A 17,424-nucleotide genomic window follows, 5' to 3' on the forward strand; every position below is an offset into this window, starting at 1 on the left:
CGCTCGACGTGCCGATCAGCGGTTCGGCCGGTCCACCCGGTAGAGGTAGTGGACGGGATCGTCGATCGGGTTGTCAGGCTCCAGGTCGCCCACCCCGACGCGGCGCAGCCCGGCCTTCTCCAGGGCCCGCCAGGAGGCGCGGTTGGCGGCCGACACGGGCACCAGCAGGCAGGTGGCCTCCGGAAGCTCGGCCCAGGTGCGCTCGACGATCGAGCGGATCATGGCCGTGCCGAGGCCACGGCCGACCTGGCCGGGATCGCCGATCAGGTAGTCGATGGTCACCGTGCCCTCGGGCACATCGACGATGGAGGCCAGCTCGTCCAGGTAGTCGGGGTAGTCGGCCAGCCGCGAGCGCTGGACCAGGCCGAGCGGCCGGCCGTCGAACAGGGCGAGCAGGTCCGCCGACGGCTCCTCGCCCCTGGTCGCGGGGCCGAAGTCACGCTCCACGGCCTCCATCGAGGTCTCGTGGTTCCACCAGCGGGCCACGTGCGGCTGCCGCAGCCATTCGCGCAGCATGGGGAAGTCCCGCTCGTTCAGCCGCCGCCAGGTGATCACCCGGCCTCTTCTCCCTGGAAGGGGCGCACCTCGACCGGGAGGTGTGCCACCGCGCGGGCCAGCTTGCGTCCCCATGCGAGCGCGGCGTCCAGGTCGGGGGCCCGGATGACGGTGAATCCGCCGATGTGCTCCTTGCCCTCGGTGTAGGGGCCGTCGGTCATGAGCACCTCGCCGTCGCGCAGCCGGAGCACGGTGGCCGTGCTGGGGGAGTGCAGCCCGCCGGAGAAGACCCACACCCCGGCGGCCCTCATCTCCTCGCCCACGGCGTCGAGCTCCCGCATGATCGGCTCCAGCACCTCGGCCGGCGGAGGGTCTCCATCGGGTTGGTACATGCTGAGCAGGTACTGCTTCACGCGGAACCCTCCTTGGCGATCAATCGCTACCACCCCTTCCTTCTTGATCACGACCTGCTACCTTAAATGGGGCGATTGTTGTCTATGTGGCATAGGTGGGGCTCTGGTGGCAGGCTTCGAGATCTATTTTGATGCCCTGAGCGACTGCGCGGACAGGGCCCTGCATATCTCCAAACAGTTCAAGGGCATGGCCGACGAGAGCCCTCCGGCGGTCAGTGCCAAGTGTTTCGGGGACCTCAGCGGCAAGTCCGACAAGCTGGGCGATGCTGTCAACAAGCTGGAAAAAATGCTCGACACCGAGAGTCGGTATGCCGAGCAGAACCTCCTCAAGGTCGAGGGTGCTCTGCACACGGTGATCAATAACATCAAGAGATCCGACAATCCGGACAACCCGAACAACCAGGTGAAGGACTAATGGGGCTCTGGGACACTCAACTCGCGGCCCTCAAGCGCATCGTCGATGAGCTGACCAGCGATCAGGGCGAGATCGCGAAAATCTCACAGCGCTGGCGGACGATGGCGACCGCGGTGACCACGGACACCGGCGCTCTCAACACCGCGGTCGGTACGGTGGACGATGCCTGGAAGGGCGGCGCGGCCGATAATTTTGTCACCTATATGGCGAAATATCCCAAATCTGCTAGCCAGTTGAAGGAGGCGCTGACCACCAGTGCCACCAAGATCGACGAGGCCGGTGCCGCGCTGAATACAGCCCGAGGCGACGTCCAGAAGATCTACACCGACACGAGCACCTGGCTGGCCAAGCAAAGCCCCAAAACTGACAGTGCGATCACGTCCATCACCAATCAGGTGAACGCAGCCGTGAAGCGGGCCGATGAGCCGAGGCAACGGGCGATCGACGCCATCGACGCGGCCATCAAAGAGATCAACAACCATGTCGACGACAAGTTCTTCACCACCATCCCGGCCCCGGGAGACCAGGACTTCTATCCCAAGAACAAGCCCAACCTGCACTGGCTCGTCGATCCGCAGTTCAAGCAGACGGGGGACCCCACCCAACCGACCGGCGACAAGGGCAACGGGTCGCCGAACGGCGGCAATGGTGGCAACGAATCCGGGGCCCCTCCGAACATCCCGCCGGCGGAGTCTCAGGTGCCGCCGGACGCGAAAGATCTCACCGAGAACCCCGATGCCCAGAAGATCCTCGACTACGCGTTCGAACAGCTCGGCGACCCTTACGTGTGGGGCGCGGAGGGCCCGGACAGCTTTGACTGCTCCGGCCTGACGCAGAAGGCGTACGAAGCGGCCGGGATCGAGATCCCCCGGGTCGCCAACGACCAGTGGGGGGCCGGACCGCGCATCCCTGACGGCAACGTTCAGGCCGGAGACCTCATCTTCTTCGACAATGACGGAAACGGCACCGCCGACCATGTCGGCATCGTCGTCGATCCGGAGAAGAAGACGATGGTCCACGCCCCCAACTCGACGACCGTGGTCCAGATCGCCGACTATGGAGGCAGAACCGCACTCGGCTTCACCAGGCCGGGCAACAGCTGACACCCGTACGTCTCTGATCCGGTGTAAGGCCCCGGGCGGCGCCGGCTGAGCAGCCGGTTCTGAAAGTTACCCGCCGATCCCGGTGATTGCGCCACCTTCGGCTTCCGGGCCTCCTGGAACGGTGCCAACGCCGCGCCCTCCCCGACCTGCTCGCCGGCCTACGGCGTTCAGAGGAACCGGGCGAGCCGGAACCTGCGTACGGTCAGCGGGACGGTGCACCGGCTGATCAGCCGGATCTTCCGGAGACGGGTCTTCTGGTTGATGGTGACCTTCACGCACTTCAACCGGACGTCGTGATCGCCGAGGAGCGTGTAGTAGGAGATGATGACCGCGCGCCGGCCGAGACCCCGGTCGGAGAGTCCCAACCCCACCTCCCGGTAGAACCGCCGCGACCCCTTGAGGGCGAACGCGGTGGAGCCGATGATCGCGTGGTTGGCCGTCGTGGGGCAGTGCACGAAGATCCGGACGACGTCGTTCTGGCGTGGCAGTTCGGGCAGGACCCGCAGTGACGTGACCTTCTTCCAGTCCTTCGGGGGCGAGTCGTCGGAGGTCGCCGGCGCCGTGCGCGCGTCGGCCGCCGGACCCATGGCGAGAGCGGCGACCAGGGCCATTCCCATGAGGACACGCATCTCTTCCCCTTGCCGGACGGACGCCCAGGTGTCGGCGGCGCCCTTGCGTGGAGCAGCGCAAACGCCGGTAACAGATGGCGGCCGTGGACGAGGAAACCCCTGCTGAACAGGCCGTTCGTCTCATTATGTCGATCAGGTGGCGATGGCGGGCGCGCCACGCCGAGGCGCGCTGAGGGCGCAAATCGCTGGTTTCTCTCGTGTCAATTCTGTCCTACTTTTCACCGATATTTGATTCTTTGTCGTGGTTGAGGGGCAGGCCCGGAAGAAGCCGCCGCAGCGGTGAGCACGGCTGTCAGAGAGGTCGGTCGGTCAAGGAGGTGAGGCAGATGGCGGACGGAACAGCCGGAGCCGGTCGGCTCAAGGACGCGGCGGAGCGGACAGGACAGGAAGCGGCGGGAAAGGCCGCCGAGCCGGCCAAGGGAGCCGCAGGGGCGGTCCAGGACATCGGCCAGGGGCTTGCCGGCTTGCCGACGGACCGGCTCAAGCAGGAGGTCCGGAACCTGCTGCGGGCGGCGGGCGAGCGGATGATCAACTCCGCCGGTGACCGGATCGCGGGTCTCACCGGCCGGTTGACCGACTATGCCGAGAGCGGTGGGAAGGGACTGGTCGGCGCGGTGGTCGATTCGGTGGCCGAGTCGGCGGGCGGCGGAGTGGCGGGCGGAGCCCTGAAGGGCGGACTCAAGGGCGGGCTCGCGGGCGGGATCAAGGGCGCGCTGAAGGGGCTGTTCAGCAAGGGCGGCAAGGGCGGCAAAGGCGGTAAGGGCGGCTTCGAGAAGGTCACCAACATCGTGGAGACGATCGACGTCGGCGCGTCCCGTCGCCTCGTCTACAACCAGTGGACCATGTTCCAGGATTTCCCGAGCTTCATGAAGAAGGTGGAGAACGTCAGTCAGGACTCCGACGAGGAGCTCACCTGGAAGGCGCAGGTCTTCTGGTCGCACCGGAACTGGAAGGCGCACATCGTCGAGCAGATCCCCGACCAGCGCATCATCTGGCGGTCCGAAGGAGCCAAGGGGTACGTCGACGGGGCGGTGACGTTCCACGAGGCCACGCCCGATCTCACCCGGATCCTGCTGGTGCTGGAGTACCACCCGCAGGGCCTGTTCGAGAAGACCGGAAACCTGTGGCGGGCGCAGGGGCGGCGGGCCCGCCTCGAACTCAAGCACTTCAGGCGGCACGTGATGTCGCACCTCCTGTTGCATCCGGACCAGGTGGGCGACGGCTGGCGTGGTGAGATCCGCGACGGCAAGGTCGTCAAGGACCACGAGACCGCGCTGCGGGAGGAGCAGGAGGCCGAGGGCCCGCAGGAGGAGCCCGAAGAGGGCCGGGAGCCCGAGGAAGCCGCTTCGGAGCGCGGTGGCGAGGAGGCGGCCGAGGAGGCGTACGAGGAGGAAGAGCCGGAACGGCCAGAGCCGGAAGAGGAAGAAGCCGAGGAGAAAGAGCCCCAAGAGGAAGAACGCGAGGAGGAGAAGGCCAAGGAAGGGGAGCCCGCGCGGCGGCGCGCAAGCGCGCGCCGCTCCGAGAGGGGAAGCGCCCGCCAGCGGGAACGCCCGGTCCGGCGGCGCAAACCCAGCACCGAGTAGAACCCGGCCGAGAGAAGAGCCGGGCGATCGATCAGCAGGGATCCGATATGACCATGCAACCCGCGCATCGCGGCTCGGCGGCCGGCGGTGGCTCCGCCACGGGCCTGGCGGACGTCATCGACACCATTCTCGACAAGGGCCTGGTCATCGACGCCTTCGTCCGTGTCTCGCTGGTCGGCATCGAGGTGCTGACGATCGACGCGCGGATCGTCGTGGCCAGCGTCGACACCTACCTGCGTTTCGCGGAGGCGGTCAACCGGCTGGACCTTTCGGAGACGGGCGAGAAGGGGCTGCCGGAGCTCGTCAAGGACGTCAAGCAGGTCCGAGCCGTGGACCAGGGCAAGGAGAAGCCGTTGGAGGCGGCCGGCGAGAGGCTGGAGGACCTCGTGGCCGATTCCTCCACCGAGCGTGAAGACAGGCCGCGCCGGGCGCACCGGCGAGAGGAGGAGTGAGGTGTCTCGACGCATGCGATCCACCGAAACCCAGGAGGCCGAGGCCGAGGCCGACGCCGGCGGTAACGGCGTCGGGTCCTACGTGTACGGGATCGTGCCCGGCGATGTGGAGGTCACCCCCGGCACCAAGGGGGTGGGAGACCCGCCCGGCCAGGTCGAGCTGCTGACCTACGGCGAGATCGGCGCCCTGGTGAGCGACGTGCCGGTGGACCGCCCGCTGGGCAGGCCGAAGGATCTCCAGAGGCACGCGGAGCTGCTGGACGACACCGCGGCCGAGGTGCCCGTGCTGCCGCTGAGGTTCGGCGCGGTGCTCACCAGCCCTGAAGCGGTGGTCGAGGAACTGCTGACCCCCTACCACGACGAGTTCCGCGACGCCCTGGAGGAGCTGGAGGGACGGGCGGAGTACGTGATCAAGGCCAGGTACGTCGAGCGGGCGATCCTGCTGGAGGTCCTCGACGAGAACAAGGAGGCGGCCCGGCTCAGGAAGGACATCCACGGCCGTCCCGAGGAGCTGACGCGGAACGCCCGGATGCGGCTCGGCGAGATCATCGAACAGACGATCGCGGCCAAGCGCGAGCTGGACACCGACACCCTGCTCGACGAGATCGAGAACCTGAGTGAGGCGGTGGTCATCCGCGAACCCACGCATGAGCGAGACGCCGCGCACATTGCCCTGCTGATGGAGAGCGACCGCCGGGCCGAGCTCGAACAGGTTCTGGACGAGCTGCGCGACGAATGGGCGGGACGCGTCGAGATCCGTCTCCTCGGCCCGCTGGCCCCGTACGACTTCGTGGGCACCACCGCGGAGTGAAGGGTGACGAGCGGGAGGAGTGAGATCTGATGGGATTGGGGACGCTGCTCTTTGGCTGGCCGCTCGCGCCGGTCTACGGAGTCATCAAGCTGGGTGAGCTCCTACGTGACCAGGTCGAACGCGAGCTCCACGACCCGGCGGTGGTTCGGCGCCGCCTGGAGGAGGTGGAGGAGGCCAGGGCCGCCGGCCGGATCTCCGAGGAGGAGGAGAGCCGGGCGGTGGACGAGATTCTGCGGAGGATGCTCGGTCAGTGAGGCATCAGGCGGTGCCGCGCTCGGGGGAAGCGGGGGTGATTTCATGCCTGTCAGGCATGGAACCAAGCACGAGGACCATGTCAAGGAAGAGGACGTCGAGGAAGAGGACGGCGGGGAGCCGCGAGAGAGGTCGCGGGAGCTGTCGGCCGCCGACGCAGGCACGGTCGGGTTGCGGCAGATCAGCGAGCTGACCGGCAAGGACGCCGAGGGAGTCACCCGCGTCGAGCCGACCGACGACGGATGGCTGGTCGGCGTGGAGATCGTCGAAGACCGCCGGATCCCGTCGTCCGGCGACACCCTCGCCCTGTACGAGGCCGACTTCGACATGGAGGGCTACCTGCTCTCCTACCGCCGGGTGCGCCGCTACAAGCGGGGGAGCGCCGACGTCGGCGAGGGCGCCCAGTGAGCGCGCCGGCGAGGTCGAGCCCCTACCTGCGTCAGTCCTCCATTCCGGGCACTCCCGGCGGGCGCGAGTCGGCCAACCTCGGAGACATCCTGGAACGCGTGCTCGACCGGGGCGTGGTGATCGCGGGAGACATCCGGGTCAACCTGCTCGACATCGAGCTGCTGACGATCAAGCTGCGCCTGCTGATCGCCTCGGTCGACACGGCCCGCGAGATGGGCATCGACTGGTGGGAGCACGATCCGTGGCTCACCGGCGGCCACCGCGAGCTGGCCGACGAGAACCGCAGGCTGCGCCGGCGGCTCACGGCGCTGGAGGAGACACTGGCCCTGCGCGGCGGGGAGGGCCGGGGCGGGCGGGTCCGCGAGCGCTCGCCCGAGGTGGCCGAGCATGCCGAGTGACGAGGGCGTCTACCTCTACGCGGTCACGCGCGCCGAGGAGCACGCCTGCCCGGAGGGCCTGACCGGCGTGTCCGGCCTGCCCGTGCGGTCGCTCGCGCATCGGGGTCTCGCCGCTCTCTACAGCCTGGTCTCGCTGGACGAGTTCGGCGAGGAGCGGCTGCGGCGCTCGATGGAGGATTTGTCCTGGCTGGAGGAGACGGCGCGCGGCCACCACCGGGTGGTGGAGGCCGTAGCACGGGTGCTTCCCACGGCCCCGGCCCGGCTCGTGACGGTCTACCGTCTCGAACAACAGCTCCGCGACCTGCTCGACGAGCGGCATGACGGCTTCGTCGCGGTGCTCTCCCATGTCGCGGGCCGGTCCGAGTGGGCGGTGAAGGCGTACGCCGAGCCGTACGAGAGCGCGCCGGCCGACGAGAGCGGCCCGGAGGACGACCGGCCGGGGCTCGCCTACCTGAAGCGCCGCCGGGCGGGCCTGCACGGCCGGGAGGCGGCGTGGCGCCGGGCCGCGACACGGGCCGAGTTCGTGCACGAGGTCCTGATGTCCGTCGCCGTGGAGGGCCGGCTCCATCGCGCCCAGGATCCTCAGCTGTCCGGCAGGGAGGAGCTGATGGTGCTCAACGGCGCCTACCTGGTGGACGAGGATCGCGCCGACGAGTTCGCCCGCGTGCTCGGCGACCTCGACGGCGATGGAGTCACCGTGGAGCTGGTCGGCCCCTGGGCGCCCTACTCGTTCGCGGTTCTGGAGGGTGAGGCGGCGCGCGGTGCCGCTCCCTGAGCCGCGCGGCGAGCGGCTCGCCGCGCAGGGCCGCCTGCCGGTCGAACGGGTGGCGCTCGTCGACCTGCTGGACCGCATGCTGGCGTGCGGGGTGGTCGTCGCGGGCGATGTCGTCCTGTCCATTTCCGGCATCGACCTGGTACGGATCTCGCTGCGCGCGCTGCTCGTATCCGTACGGGAGGCCGACGCGATCGACGGAGGGATGCGCCATGACGGCGTCGAGGAGTGACCCGCGCGGCTTGAAGCCGGGCGAGTGGCGGCTGGAGACCGACGCCGACTCCGTGCAGCGCGATCTCAGCCGCCTCGTGCTCACCCTCCTGGAGCTCGTCCGCCAGTTGGTGGAGCGCCAGTGCGTGCGCCGGATGGACCAGGGCGACCTGAGCTCCGAGCAGCTCGAAGCGGTCGGCTTGACCCTGATGCGGCTGGAGGAGGCCATGACGGAGTTGTGCGAGCGGTTCGAGCTGTCGCCGTCGGACCTCAACCTCGACCTCGGACCGCTCGGCACCCTCCTCCCGGCCGCCGATCAGCCGCCGGCGGCCTGGTAGGTGGCGATCAGCACGCCGGTGGTCGTGGGCTTGCAGTCGGTCAGCTCGAACGCGGCCGGAGCCAGGCCCGAGTCGAACAACCGGCGCCCCGAGCCGAGCACCAGCGGGTGGATCAGCAGCACGTACCGGTCGATCAGGTCATGTCGCATCAGCGACCGGATCAGCTCGCCGCTGCCCAGGATGACGAGGTCGTCGCCCGGTTCCTCCTTGAGCCGGGCCACGGCCTCCTCCGCGTCGCCCTTGAGCAGCGTGGAGTTGACCCACGGCAGCGGCTCGCTCAGCGTCCGCGACGCCACGTACTTGCGCATCCGGTTGAGCACCGCGGTGAAGGGGTTGGGCTCTGGCTGGTGGGGCCAGACGGCGGCGAAGTCCTCGTACGTCCGCCGCCCGAACAGCAGGGCGCCCGATCGGGACATGCCCTCGCCCGCGGCCTGCCCCATGACCGGGTCGTTGTAGCGCTGAGCCCAGCCGCCGTGCCCGAACCCGCCGCGCCGGTCCTCGTCGGGCCGTCCCGGCGCCTGCATGACGCCGTCCAGGGTGACGCTGTTGAACACGGTGATCTCACGCATGATCGAAATCCTTGTCTCTCTCTCAGGGCCGCCCGCCGAGGGGCGCTCACCCTCTGTACGAACGGACCCCGTCCGGATCGACACGGGATGCGCGGATTCGTTTAGGGTTTCGTGCCATGAACGAGCAGTGGCAGGAGGTCGGTGACCGGGTCTACGTCCGCCGGCACGAGTCGTTCGACATGAACGTCGGCCTGGTCGTGGGCGACGGGCACTGCCTGGTGGTCGACACCCGCATGTCCCATCGCGAGGCCGCCGATCTGATCGAGGCCATCAGGCGGATCACCAGCAGCCCCTGGACGGTCGTCAACACCCATTCCCACTTCGACCACTTCTTCGGCAACGCGCTGTTCCGCCCCGCCGAGATCTGGGGCCACGTCAGGTGCGTCGAGGAGATCGAGCTGTACGGCGAGCGGCAGCGGGCCGACGTGCTCGGCTTCCTGCCGGCGGACCGGCATGCTGAGGTGCGGGAGGTCGAGATCGTGCCACCTGACCACACCTTCGCAACCGGGGCCACGCTCGACATCGGCGGCCGCGTCGTCCAGCTGCGCCATTTCGGGCTCGGCCACAGCAGCAACGACGTCGTCACGCAGGTGCCCGACGCCGGCGTGGTGTTCGCCGGTGACCTGGTCGAGGAGGGGGCGCCGCCGGCGTTCGGCGACTCCTACCCGCTCGACTGGCCCGGCACGACCGCCGCGATGCTGGCCGAGCTGCCCGACCGGGTGATCGTGCCGGGCCACGGCGCGGTGGTCGACCGGGCGTTCGTGGAGAGCCAGCACGCCGATCTCGTGGCTGCGGCCGAGCTGGCCAGGCGGGCCCACGTGGAGGGGCTGCGCGACCTGATCGGCCGCTTCCCCTACCCCGAGGGCGTCACCCGCAAGCTCATCGAGCGCGCCTTCCTGCAGCTCGACGCCCTCCCCGCCTGATCGAACGCCAAAGGCCTGATCGAACGCGAAAGACCTGACTGAACGCGAAAGGCCTGATTGAACGCGAAAGGCCTGATTGAACGCGAAAGTGCGCCCCCGCGACGCGGAGGCGCACTTTCACTCGCGGATCAAGGCATCTTGCGGGATGCCTCTTCCGCCTTGTCGGTCACCTTGGAGGTGGCCTGCTCCGCGGAGCCGGCGGTTCGGTCCGCCTTCTCGCTGACCCAGCGCGAAGCGTCCGAGGCGGATTCCTTCATGTGCTCCGTCCACTGCTGTGCATTGCGACGGTAGAACATGTAACCCATCGCGCCCAGCGCCACCCCGGTCATCAGGACCATGACCGGCCAGCGCCGCGACTTCGCGTAGCTGGGGTCGATCTTGTGCGCCGCCGTGGTCAGCAGGGAGCTGACCTTGGGAGCGAACTGGTCCTCTACCCGGTGCGCGGCATCTTCGAGCCTGGGCGCGGCCCAGTAGCGGGCTTCCTCGATGCGCTGGGCGGTGGCCATCTTGGCCTGGTCCGCCATAGGCGCCATGCGTTGGCCGGTCTGTACGGCCTGGGCCTTCATTCGGCCTACCCACGTGGCGGGAACCTCTATGACCACGTGGCGTTTTCTCAGTGTCAGGGACACAACAACCTCCCCTGTCGGTGGGGCCCCGCAGCCTGACCTGCCCTGTACGAAGCGGCTCAATCATGGCCGGCCGTGGGAGGATGACTCAGAAGGCCATCCGGTCATAGACATCCAAACACCACAAACCAACGCTATGCATAGAGGAGGGCAGCTGTCTCGTGGCTGAGAAGCTGATCGCAAACCTGCAGACAAATCGTGGCAACATCAAGGCCGAGCTCTTCCCTAATCAAGCTCCCAAGACAGTGCGAAACTTCGTCGAGCTTGCCGAGGGCAGCCGTGAGTGGACCCACCCGGGCACCGGCGAGAAGAGCTCCGACCGCTACTACGACGGCACCATCTTCCACCGGGTGATCCCCGGGTTCATGATCCAGGGCGGTGACCCGCTCGGTCAGGGCATCGGTGGCCCCGGATACGAGTTCGACGACGAGATCCATCCCGATCTCTACTTCAACCGGCCCTACCTGCTGGCCATGGCCAACGCGGGCATCCGCTTCGGCAAGGGCACCAACGGGTCACAGTTCTTCATCACGGTCGTGCCGACGCCGCATCTCAACGGCAAGCACAGCATCTTCGGTGAGGTCATCGAGGGCAAGGACGTCGTCGACGCGATCGCCAAGACCCGCACCGGCCGCAACGACCGGCCGCTCGAGGACGTCGTGATCGAGTCGGTCACCATCGACCGCGTCCAGGGCTGAGGGGAGCTGACTGGGCGGCCGGGCCGGGGGATTCGCCGCACACGCGGCACCCTCCGGCAGGCCATAGGCTGCGGTCATGACCAGCCAGCCGCCCAGTCCCCCTCCTCACCAAGAGCCCGCAGAGGCGGTGCCGACGTGTTACCGGCATCCCGACAGGGAGACGTGGGTCCGCTGCCAGCGGTGCGAGCGGCCCATCTGCCCCGACTGCATGCGTGACGCCGCCGTCGGCTTCCAGTGCCCCGAGTGCGTGGCCGACGGCAACAAGGGCATCCGGCAGGCGAAGACCGCCTTCGGCGGCGCGGTCGTCCACACCCCCTACGCGACGTGGACCATCCTGGCCCTCAACGTGCTGGTCTACGGCGCGTCACTGCTGCTCGGCGACTCGGTCAACCTGGCGCTCGGCATGTGGCCCAACGGCGTCGCCCACCTCGACCAGTATCACCGGTTGCTGACGGCGGCGGTGGCGCACGCCAGCCTGATCCATCTGTTGTTCAACTGCTGGGCGATCTACGTCATCGGCCCCTACCTGGAGCGGGCCTTCGGGCACGGCAGGTTCGTGGCCCTCTATCTGCTGAGCGCGCTGGGCGGCTCGGTGCTCAACCTGTGGCTCGACCCGCTCAACACCCTGACCGTGGGTGCTTCGGGCGCGGTCTTCGGTCTGTTCGGCGCGGTCTTCGTGGTGGGTCGCCGACTCAACCTCGACGTGCGCGGCATCGCCGTGGTCATCGTGCTCAACCTGGTGATCACGTTCGTGCTGCCGGCGTTCTCGGGGCTGCGCATCAGCTGGACCGGTCACGTCGGAGGGCTGATCGTGGGCACCCTGCTGGCCGCCGCGCTGGTCTACGCCCCCAAGACCAACAGGACCCGCTGGCAGGTGCTGACGATCGTGGGAGCGGCGGCCGTGCTCGGCGTGCTCGTGCTGGTCCGGACGGCGTCCATCGTGGCAGGCGCCGGCTGACATCCCCAGCCTGTGGAAAAACTGTGGAAAAAACTAACGCCAGCGGGTGGAGAGCACCACTCCGAAGATGATGAAGACAAACCCGATCAGCAGGTTCCACTGGTTGAGGTCGCCGATGAAGGGGGCGCTGGGCGCCACATACCAGGTGGCGATCCACAGGACGCCGATGATCCATGCCGCGACCATCGTGGGAGCCAGCCAGCGCGGGCTGACCTTGACCTGCTGGGACTTCTGCGGCGGGGTGTAGACCGCCTTCTTGCGAGCCTTGGACTTGGGCACTGGTAACTCCTGCTGAGGGCCTGGGCTTCCGGATCGTCCACAGGCTCTTCGGTAAGCGTAGTCGTAGCGGGGCCCAGGATAGTCGCCACGCGCATGACATGGCGATCCCGGGCCGATGGATCGACCGCGCATACGCTTGATCGAATGAGGGCCATGCTGCGGGCCGTGGGGGAGTCGAGCATCACCGCGGGCCTGATAATCCTGCTGTTCTGCGCCTACCTGCTCTGGGGCACCGGCGGCTACACCGAGGACCAGCAGCTGCTGCTGCAGCGCCAGCTGACCGAGGAACGCCCCGCCGAGACGCCGCGCCTGGGGAGGATCCAGCTCGGCACCGCCGTGGCCATGCTGCGCATCCCGCGCCTCGGCCGCGACTACCGCTACGCCGTCATCGAGGGCGTGAGCACCGAGGATCTGAAGAAGGGGCCCGGCCACTATCCCGGCAGCGCCCAGCCCGGACAGATCGGAAATTTCGTCATATCGGGTCACCGCACCACGTATGCCGCGCCGTTCAAGCGGATCGGCGAGCTGAGACGCGGCGACGAGATCATCGCCGACGCCCGCGACGCGCGCTACACCTACCGGGTGACCAAGCAGGAGATCGTACGGCCCGACGAGGTCGAGGTCATCGCGCCGGTACCCGGCAAACCCGACGCACGCCCATCCCGCGCCGTCATCACGCTGACCACCTGCCACCCCGAATACTCCGCCGCCCAGCGGCTCATCGTCCACGGCGTGCTCAAGCGGCTCGAACTCCGGAAGGACTGACATGTACGGCTGGCTCTGGCGCAGGCTGCCGGGCAACACGGGTGTCAAACTGCTGGTGGCCACCGTGCTGGTCGCCATCGCGGTGGCCGTACTCTGGTTCGCGGTGTTCCCGCTGCTGGAGCCCGCCGTGACACTCGACGAGGTGACCCTGTTCGGATGACCGGAGTGCTGGTCGTGGACAACCACGACAGTTTCGTCCACACCATCGTGCAGTATCTGCGCGAGCTGGGCGCCACGTGTGACGTGCGCGCCCGCGACGACGTGCAGGTCGGCGACGCCGACGGCTTCGACGGCGTCCTCATCAGCCCCGGCCCGGGCGCTCCCGAGGCGGCGGGCGTCAGCGTCCCCCTCGTGCGCCACGCGGCCCGCCAGGGGCTGCCCCTGCTCGGCGTCTGCCTGGGCCACCAGGCCATCGCCGTCGCCTACGGAGCCGTCGTCTCGCGCGCCCCCGAGCTCGTTCACGGCCGCACCAGTGCCGTGTCCCACGACGGCCTGGGGGTGTTCGCCACGCTGCCCTCCCCGGTGCGCATGACCCGCTACCACTCGCTCGCCGTACGATCCGACACCGTGCCCGCCGAGCTCGACGTGACCGCCCGCACCACCGACGGCGTGATCATGGGCCTGCGTCACCGTGAGGCGCCCGTCGAGGGCATCCAGTTCCACCCCGAGTCCGTGCTGTCGGAGCATGGCCACCGGCTCCTCGCCAACTGGCTGCGCGCGATTCCTGTAACACCCCGCTTTCGCCGGACGACTCACCACTGAACGTCCCCGCCGTTGCCCCCGAGCGGCGGGGGCGTTCTGCTGTCCCGAGACTGGGGAAACGGCGAGGCCGCCCTCCCGAACGGGAAGGCGGCCCTCTCAACCGATCTGTCTCGGCCGGCAACCGGTCTGTCTCAGCCGGTCTGTCTCGGTCGGCAACCGGTCTGTCTCAGCCGGTCTGTCTCGGTCGGCAACCGGTCTGTCTCAACCGGCCGCGTCGCCGGCCTGTGCTCGTCAGCCGCTGAAGTCGTCGCCGATCGGGTTGTTGTCCTCGATCGGCGGGTCCTCCTCGGTGGGCTCGTCGGTCGGGGTCGACGGCTCGGGGTCGGCCGTCGGCTGCTCCGTGGGCGTGGTGTCGGGGCCCGTGGAGACCACGATCGTGATGGCAGTGCCGGGGTTGAGCTTGACGCCCTCCTGGGGGTTCTGCTGAATGACCGTGCCCTCGGGCTGGTCGCTCGCCTGCGTCACCACCCGGACCTTGAAGCCGGCGGCCCTGAGCATCTTGCTCGCGTCCTGCTCGGTCAGCCCGATCACGCTGGGGAGGGCCGTCATCTCCTTGGGCACGAACAGGGTGACGGTGCCGCCCTTCTCGATCTGCTCACCGGCCTTGGGATCGGTCTCGATGACCTTGCCCTGCGGCTTGCTGGAGACCTTGGCCTTGACCGTGGAGCTCAGTCCCAGCTCCTCGAGGATCCGGTTGGCGTCCTCGGTCGTCGCCCCGATCAGCCCGTCGGGGACCTTGACCTGCTCGGGCCCCTTGGACACGAACAGCTTGACCGTCGAGTCCTTGGCCACCTCGGTGCCCCCGGGCGGATCGGTCTTGATCACCGTGTCCTTGTCGTCCTCGGAGCTGAACTCCTTGACCACCTCGAACTTCAGCCCGAGCGCCGTCAGCTGCGACTGCGCGGATTTCTGGGTCAGCGTCGCCAGCTCCGGAACGGTGACCGGCTGGGTGGCCGGAGTCTCGGTGGTGGAGCTGAGGAACGCGTAGCCGATGCCGATGAACGCGCCGATCACCAGCAGCGGGACGATGATCCACGCCGCGGTCTTGAGCGCCCGGTTGTCGCCGCTGTTGGTGGCCCGGCGCCGGCCGCCGCGGCCGCCCCCCTCGCCGTCGGAGTATTCGTAGGGCGGGATCCCGCCGCGCTGCGTGGCCGGGTCGGCCGCCGACTGGGTCGCGGTCATCATGCGCGTGCCCTGGCCGTAGTTGCCGGTCATCGCCATCGTCTGCGCGTCGACCGGCATGCCGGACATGGCGCGCTGGATGTCGGCCCGCATCTCGCCGGCGCTCTGGTAGCGGTGGGCCGGGTCCTTGGCCATCGCCTTGAGCACGATCGCGTCGGCCCACGCGGGGATCTCACGGTCGATCTGCGACGGCGGGATCGGCTCCTCGCGTACGTGCTGGTAGGCGATCGCGACGGGCGAGTCACCGGTGAACGGCGGCTGGCCGGTCAGCAGCTCGTACAGCACGCAGCCGGTCGAGTAGATGTCGCTGCGGGCGTCGACCCGCTCACCGCGCGCCTGCTCGGGAGAGAGATACTGGGCGGTCCCTATCACCTGCGCGGTCTGCGTCATCGTCGCGGCCGAGTCGGCCATCGCGCGGGCGATGCCGAAGTCCATCACCTTGACGTCGCCGGCCCGGGTGATCATCACGTTGGCCGGCTTGATGTCGCGGTGCACGATGCCGCCGCGGTGGCTGTAGTCGAGTGCGCGCAGGATGCCGTCGACCAGCTCGACCGCGCGCTCCGGCAGCAACCGGCGGTCCGCGCGCAGCAGGTCGCGAAGCGTCCGGCCGTCGACGTACTCCATCACGATGTAGGGCACGGGGGCCCCCTCGGAGACGTCCTCGCCCGTGTCGTAGACCGCGACCACGGCCGGATGGTTCAGCGACGCGGCGGACTGCGCCTCACGGCGGAAACGGGCCTGGAATGTGTGGTCGCGCGCGAGGTCGGAGCGGAGGGTCTTGATCGCGACTATGCGGTCCAGCCGGATGTCTCGGGCGCGATACACCTCGGCCATGCCGCCGCGCCCGACGACACCGTCGAGCTCATAGCGACCACCGAGTAGCCGAGGCTGAGTCATTTCCTGCACTGTCCCTTACCGTTCATCTGGGGTACCGGCCTGCTCGGGGGGCCGCCGGTGTCCATCATCGACCCCGTGGCGCGTCACGTCTCCTCCTTTGGCGGGTTTGTGTCACCCGGGTCGGGGGAGGCGCTAGGTGTCGGAGTTGTCGGTGTAGTGGTGGGTTTTGGGGTGGGCGTGGGAGTCGGGGTCGGTGTCGGAGTAGGTTTCGGCGTCGGCGGCTTGGTGGGCGTAGCCGACTTGCTTACCGTAGCCGACGGCGAGGGCACCGGCCGCGTTGACTTCACCGTAACCACCGGGGGTCGACGAGTCCGTGTCTTCGTTTTTGACGGCCGTTGGCTGGGCGTCGTCACCACCGTCGATGTGGGCTCGGCGACGTCGGGTGGTCTGACCGGCGTGTCGCGCTGCGTCAGCGTCATGGCGCTGAACCCCACCGCGGCCATGCACCCCGCCGTCGCGACCGCCGCCACGGCCCGGATGCGCCTGTGCCGCCTCGGGCGTCCCGGCCGTCCCGGCCCAGTGGGCTGCTCCGGCCCGCGCAGCGTGGGAGTCGGAGGGGGCAGGCCGCCGGTCGGCTCGCCGTCGTGCGGCTCGCGCACCCGGAAACCGCCGGGGTCGGTCAGCATGCTGAGCTCGACACCCTGCCCTGCGCCCTGCTCGGCGTCGGCCAGCGACGCGCGCAGAGCGTAGGCCCGGTCGGCCACCTCCAGCGCCGGTTGCGGACGCTGCGCCGCCTCCTTCGCCAGCAACGCCATGACCAGCTCGCGCACCTGGCCCGGCACGTCGACGCCCAGCGGCGGCGGCTGTTCGTTCAAATGCTGGAGCGCGATCGCGACCTGGCTCTCGGCGCGGAAGGGCGTGCGCCCCGCCAGGCACTCGTAGGCCACGATGCCCAGGGAGTAGAGGTCGGTGGCGGGCGTGAGCGGCAGGCCCTGCGCCTGCTCGGGGCTGACGTACTGGGCGGTGCCGAGGACCGTGCCCGACTGGGTCACCGGCGCCGCCTCCAGGGCGCGGGCGATGCCGAAGTCGGTCACCTTGATGTCGCCCTCGGGCGTGACGAGCAGGTTGCCCGGCTTGATGTCGCGGTGGATGACCCCGGCGGCGTGGGCGACGTGCAGCGCCTTGGCCGTCTGGTGCAGGACGTCGAGCGCCACCTCGGGCCCCAGCGAGCCGTTGCGCGCCAGGATGGCCGACAGCGGCTCGCCGTGCACCAGCTCCATCACGAGGTAGGCGACGTCGTCCTGCTCGCCGTAGTCGAAGATCTGGGCGATGCCGGGGTCGGCGAGCGCCGCGGTGATGCGGGCCTCGTTGCGGAATCTCTCGCGGAACGTCGGGTCGGCGTGGATGTGGCTGCGCAGCACCTTGACGGCCACTTCGCGCCCGAGGAGCTCGTCGCGGGCACGCCAGACCTCTCCCATACCGCCCATGGCGATGCGGGAGAGCAGATGGTAGCGGTTACCGAGCCGCATGATTCAGTACGTTACCG

The 17,424-nt window shown here is 68.8% G+C and carries 25 protein-coding genes; 17 read left to right on the forward strand and 8 right to left on the reverse strand.

What is annotated here, in order from left to right:
* Positions 1 to 15 precede the first annotated feature (15 nt).
* Complete coding sequence (locus tag IEY82_RS28495; RefSeq protein ID WP_189127328.1) at positions 16 to 555, reverse strand: GNAT family N-acetyltransferase; 540 nt, start codon at positions 553 to 555, stop codon at positions 16 to 18.
* Complete coding sequence (locus IEY82_RS28500) at positions 552 to 908, reverse strand: YciI family protein (RefSeq protein ID WP_189127329.1); 357 nt, start codon at positions 906 to 908, stop codon at positions 552 to 554. Before IEY82_RS28500 ends, IEY82_RS28495 begins: the two co-directional genes overlap by 4 nt.
* A gap of 106 nt (positions 909 to 1,014) precedes the next feature.
* Between IEY82_RS28500 and IEY82_RS28505 the strand changes: the two genes are divergently transcribed.
* Complete coding sequence (locus IEY82_RS28505) at positions 1,015 to 1,323, forward strand: hypothetical protein (RefSeq protein WP_189127330.1); 309 nt, start codon at positions 1,015 to 1,017, stop codon at positions 1,321 to 1,323.
* Positions 1,323 to 2,426, forward strand: coding sequence for a bifunctional WXG100 family type VII secretion target/C40 family peptidase (locus tag IEY82_RS28510; protein WP_189127331.1), 1,104 nt, complete (start codon positions 1,323 to 1,325; stop codon positions 2,424 to 2,426). The genes IEY82_RS28505 and IEY82_RS28510 overlap by 1 nt, the downstream gene beginning before the upstream one ends.
* A 167-nt stretch (positions 2,427 to 2,593) precedes the next feature.
* On the opposite strand, the gene IEY82_RS28515 is transcribed toward IEY82_RS28510, so the two are convergent.
* Positions 2,594 to 3,055 carry a hypothetical protein gene (locus IEY82_RS28515; protein WP_189127332.1) on the reverse strand — a complete coding sequence of 154 codons (462 nt, stop codon included), beginning with the start codon at positions 3,053 to 3,055 and terminating at the stop codon, positions 2,594 to 2,596.
* 326 nt (positions 3,056 to 3,381) lie between these two features.
* Between IEY82_RS28515 and IEY82_RS28520 the strand changes: the two genes are divergently transcribed.
* Genes IEY82_RS28520 through IEY82_RS28560 form a run of 9 tightly spaced genes read left to right on the forward strand, consistent with a single transcriptional unit; the run spans position 3,382 to position 8,279 of the window.
* Entirely contained in the window at positions 3,382 to 4,638 is a 1,257-nt protein-coding gene (locus IEY82_RS28520; protein ID WP_189127333.1) for an SRPBCC family protein, read from the forward strand.
* Positions 4,639 to 4,685: 47 nt separating this feature from the next.
* A complete protein-coding gene (gene gvpJ, locus IEY82_RS40515; RefSeq protein ID WP_189127334.1) occupies positions 4,686 to 5,090 on the forward strand; it encodes a gas vesicle protein GvpJ in 405 nt (134 codons plus the stop codon).
* Between the two features lie 13 nt (positions 5,091 to 5,103).
* A complete protein-coding gene (locus IEY82_RS28530) occupies positions 5,104 to 5,901 on the forward strand; it encodes a GvpL/GvpF family gas vesicle protein (RefSeq protein WP_189127335.1) in 798 nt (265 codons plus the stop codon).
* 29 nt (positions 5,902 to 5,930) lie between these two features.
* Positions 5,931 to 6,155, forward strand: a complete 225-nt coding sequence (locus IEY82_RS28535) for a gas vesicle protein GvpG (RefSeq protein WP_189127336.1) — start codon at positions 5,931 to 5,933, stop codon at positions 6,153 to 6,155.
* Between the two features lie 43 nt (positions 6,156 to 6,198).
* The gene (locus IEY82_RS28540; protein WP_189127337.1) at positions 6,199 to 6,561 is read left to right on the forward strand and encodes a gas vesicle protein GvpO; all 363 of its coding nucleotides are present in this window, start codon (positions 6,199 to 6,201) and stop codon (positions 6,559 to 6,561) included.
* Complete coding sequence (gvpJ, locus tag IEY82_RS28545) at positions 6,558 to 6,959, forward strand: gas vesicle protein GvpJ (RefSeq protein ID WP_372459755.1); 402 nt, start codon at positions 6,558 to 6,560, stop codon at positions 6,957 to 6,959. Before IEY82_RS28540 ends, gvpJ (IEY82_RS28545) begins: the two co-directional genes overlap by 4 nt.
* Entirely contained in the window at positions 6,949 to 7,734 is a 786-nt protein-coding gene (locus IEY82_RS28550; RefSeq protein WP_189127338.1) for a GvpL/GvpF family gas vesicle protein, read from the forward strand. Before gvpJ (IEY82_RS28545) ends, IEY82_RS28550 begins: the two co-directional genes overlap by 11 nt.
* Positions 7,721 to 7,963 (forward strand): gas vesicle protein, encoded by a 243-nt coding sequence (locus IEY82_RS28555; RefSeq protein ID WP_225264007.1) that lies wholly within the window; start codon positions 7,721 to 7,723, stop codon positions 7,961 to 7,963. The genes IEY82_RS28550 and IEY82_RS28555 overlap by 14 nt, the downstream gene beginning before the upstream one ends.
* Positions 7,944 to 8,279 carry a gas vesicle protein K gene (locus IEY82_RS28560; protein ID WP_189127340.1) on the forward strand — a complete coding sequence of 112 codons (336 nt, stop codon included), beginning with the start codon at positions 7,944 to 7,946 and terminating at the stop codon, positions 8,277 to 8,279. The genes IEY82_RS28555 and IEY82_RS28560 overlap by 20 nt, the downstream gene beginning before the upstream one ends.
* On the opposite strand, the gene IEY82_RS28565 is transcribed toward IEY82_RS28560, so the two are convergent.
* Positions 8,258 to 8,848, reverse strand: coding sequence for a dihydrofolate reductase family protein (locus IEY82_RS28565; protein WP_189127341.1), 591 nt, complete (start codon positions 8,846 to 8,848; stop codon positions 8,258 to 8,260). The two genes, IEY82_RS28560 and IEY82_RS28565, sit on opposite strands and share 22 nt — an antisense overlap.
* A 116-nt stretch (positions 8,849 to 8,964) precedes the next feature.
* Here IEY82_RS28565 and IEY82_RS28570 point away from each other — a divergent pair, with 116 nt between their 5' ends.
* Positions 8,965 to 9,771, forward strand: coding sequence for an MBL fold metallo-hydrolase (locus tag IEY82_RS28570; RefSeq protein ID WP_189127342.1), 807 nt, complete (start codon positions 8,965 to 8,967; stop codon positions 9,769 to 9,771).
* A 128-nt stretch (positions 9,772 to 9,899) separates the two neighbouring features.
* Here the strand turns inward: IEY82_RS28570 and IEY82_RS28575 are convergent, their stop codons facing one another.
* Entirely contained in the window at positions 9,900 to 10,400 is a 501-nt protein-coding gene (locus tag IEY82_RS28575) for a hypothetical protein (protein WP_189127343.1), read from the reverse strand.
* Positions 10,401 to 10,558: 158 nt separating this feature from the next.
* Here IEY82_RS28575 and IEY82_RS28580 point away from each other — a divergent pair, with 158 nt between their 5' ends.
* Positions 10,559 to 11,095, forward strand: a complete 537-nt coding sequence (locus tag IEY82_RS28580; RefSeq protein ID WP_189127344.1) for a peptidylprolyl isomerase — start codon at positions 10,559 to 10,561, stop codon at positions 11,093 to 11,095.
* A 76-nt stretch (positions 11,096 to 11,171) separates the two neighbouring features.
* A complete protein-coding gene (locus tag IEY82_RS28585) occupies positions 11,172 to 12,053 on the forward strand; it encodes a rhomboid family intramembrane serine protease (RefSeq protein ID WP_189127345.1) in 882 nt (293 codons plus the stop codon).
* Between the two features lie 33 nt (positions 12,054 to 12,086).
* Here IEY82_RS28585 and IEY82_RS28590 read toward each other — a convergent pair whose 3' ends face one another.
* Positions 12,087 to 12,332: a cell division protein CrgA gene (locus tag IEY82_RS28590; protein WP_189127346.1), complete on the reverse strand. Its 246-nt coding sequence runs from the start codon at positions 12,330 to 12,332 to the stop codon at positions 12,087 to 12,089.
* A gap of 144 nt (positions 12,333 to 12,476) precedes the next feature.
* Here IEY82_RS28590 and IEY82_RS28595 point away from each other — a divergent pair, with 144 nt between their 5' ends.
* Genes IEY82_RS28595 through IEY82_RS28605 form a run of 3 tightly spaced genes read left to right on the forward strand, consistent with a single transcriptional unit; the run spans position 12,477 to position 13,859 of the window.
* Positions 12,477 to 13,097: a class E sortase gene (locus tag IEY82_RS28595; protein ID WP_189127347.1), complete on the forward strand. Its 621-nt coding sequence runs from the start codon at positions 12,477 to 12,479 to the stop codon at positions 13,095 to 13,097.
* Position 13,098: 1 nt separating this feature from the next.
* The gene (locus IEY82_RS28600; protein ID WP_189127348.1) at positions 13,099 to 13,257 is read left to right on the forward strand and encodes a hypothetical protein; all 159 of its coding nucleotides are present in this window, start codon (positions 13,099 to 13,101) and stop codon (positions 13,255 to 13,257) included.
* Positions 13,254 to 13,859 (forward strand): anthranilate synthase component II, encoded by a 606-nt coding sequence (locus IEY82_RS28605; RefSeq protein WP_189127349.1) that lies wholly within the window; start codon positions 13,254 to 13,256, stop codon positions 13,857 to 13,859. The genes IEY82_RS28600 and IEY82_RS28605 overlap by 4 nt, the downstream gene beginning before the upstream one ends.
* Positions 13,860 to 14,090: 231 nt before the next feature.
* Here IEY82_RS28605 and pknB read toward each other — a convergent pair whose 3' ends face one another.
* Positions 14,091 to 15,938: a Stk1 family PASTA domain-containing Ser/Thr kinase gene (gene pknB / locus IEY82_RS28610; RefSeq protein ID WP_189127350.1), complete on the reverse strand. Its 1,848-nt coding sequence runs from the start codon at positions 15,936 to 15,938 to the stop codon at positions 14,091 to 14,093.
* Positions 15,939 to 16,021: 83 nt separating this feature from the next.
* The gene (locus tag IEY82_RS28615; RefSeq protein WP_189127351.1) at positions 16,022 to 17,407 is read right to left on the reverse strand and encodes a serine/threonine-protein kinase; all 1,386 of its coding nucleotides are present in this window, start codon (positions 17,405 to 17,407) and stop codon (positions 16,022 to 16,024) included.
* Between the last annotated feature and the right edge of the window lie 17 nt (positions 17,408 to 17,424).

The sequence above is a fragment of the Nonomuraea cavernae genome, from assembly GCF_014646355.1.
In the GTDB taxonomy this organism is placed as follows: Bacteria; Actinomycetota; Actinomycetes; order Streptosporangiales; family Streptosporangiaceae; genus Nonomuraea; species Nonomuraea cavernae.

What these genes read in the sequence shown, in the direction of transcription:
- IEY82_RS28520 (WP_189127333.1), top strand. Translation starts at nt 3,382, where the DNA reads ATGGCGGACGGAACAGCCGGAGCCGGTCGGCTCAAGGACGCGGCGGAG.
- IEY82_RS28510 (WP_189127331.1), top strand. Translation starts at nt 1,323, where the DNA reads ATGGGGCTCTGGGACACTCAACTCGCGGCCCTCAAGCGCATCGTCGAT.
- IEY82_RS28535 (WP_189127336.1), top strand. Translation starts at nt 5,931, where the DNA reads ATGGGATTGGGGACGCTGCTCTTTGGCTGGCCGCTCGCGCCGGTCTAC.
- IEY82_RS28565 (WP_189127341.1), bottom strand. Translation starts at nt 8,848, where the DNA reads ATGCGTGAGATCACCGTGTTCAACAGCGTCACCCTGGACGGCGTCATG.
- gvpJ (WP_189127334.1), top strand. Translation starts at nt 4,686, where the DNA reads ATGACCATGCAACCCGCGCATCGCGGCTCGGCGGCCGGCGGTGGCTCC.
- IEY82_RS28540 (WP_189127337.1), top strand. Translation starts at nt 6,199, where the DNA reads ATGCCTGTCAGGCATGGAACCAAGCACGAGGACCATGTCAAGGAAGAG.
- IEY82_RS28595 (WP_189127347.1), top strand. Translation starts at nt 12,477, where the DNA reads ATGAGGGCCATGCTGCGGGCCGTGGGGGAGTCGAGCATCACCGCGGGC.
- IEY82_RS28560 (WP_189127340.1), top strand. Translation starts at nt 7,944, where the DNA reads ATGACGGCGTCGAGGAGTGACCCGCGCGGCTTGAAGCCGGGCGAGTGG.
- IEY82_RS28605 (WP_189127349.1), top strand. Translation starts at nt 13,254, where the DNA reads ATGACCGGAGTGCTGGTCGTGGACAACCACGACAGTTTCGTCCACACC.
- IEY82_RS28515 (WP_189127332.1), bottom strand. Translation starts at nt 3,055, where the DNA reads ATGCGTGTCCTCATGGGAATGGCCCTGGTCGCCGCTCTCGCCATGGGT.
- pknB (WP_189127350.1), bottom strand. Translation starts at nt 15,938, where the DNA reads ATGACTCAGCCTCGGCTACTCGGTGGTCGCTATGAGCTCGACGGTGTC.
- IEY82_RS28585 (WP_189127345.1), top strand. Translation starts at nt 11,172, where the DNA reads ATGACCAGCCAGCCGCCCAGTCCCCCTCCTCACCAAGAGCCCGCAGAG.
- IEY82_RS28570 (WP_189127342.1), top strand. Translation starts at nt 8,965, where the DNA reads ATGAACGAGCAGTGGCAGGAGGTCGGTGACCGGGTCTACGTCCGCCGG.
- IEY82_RS28550 (WP_189127338.1), top strand. Translation starts at nt 6,949, where the DNA reads ATGCCGAGTGACGAGGGCGTCTACCTCTACGCGGTCACGCGCGCCGAG.
- IEY82_RS28530 (WP_189127335.1), top strand. Translation starts at nt 5,104, where the DNA reads ATGCGATCCACCGAAACCCAGGAGGCCGAGGCCGAGGCCGACGCCGGC.
- IEY82_RS28600 (WP_189127348.1), top strand. Translation starts at nt 13,099, where the DNA reads ATGTACGGCTGGCTCTGGCGCAGGCTGCCGGGCAACACGGGTGTCAAA.
- IEY82_RS28615 (WP_189127351.1), bottom strand. Translation starts at nt 17,407, where the DNA reads ATGCGGCTCGGTAACCGCTACCATCTGCTCTCCCGCATCGCCATGGGC.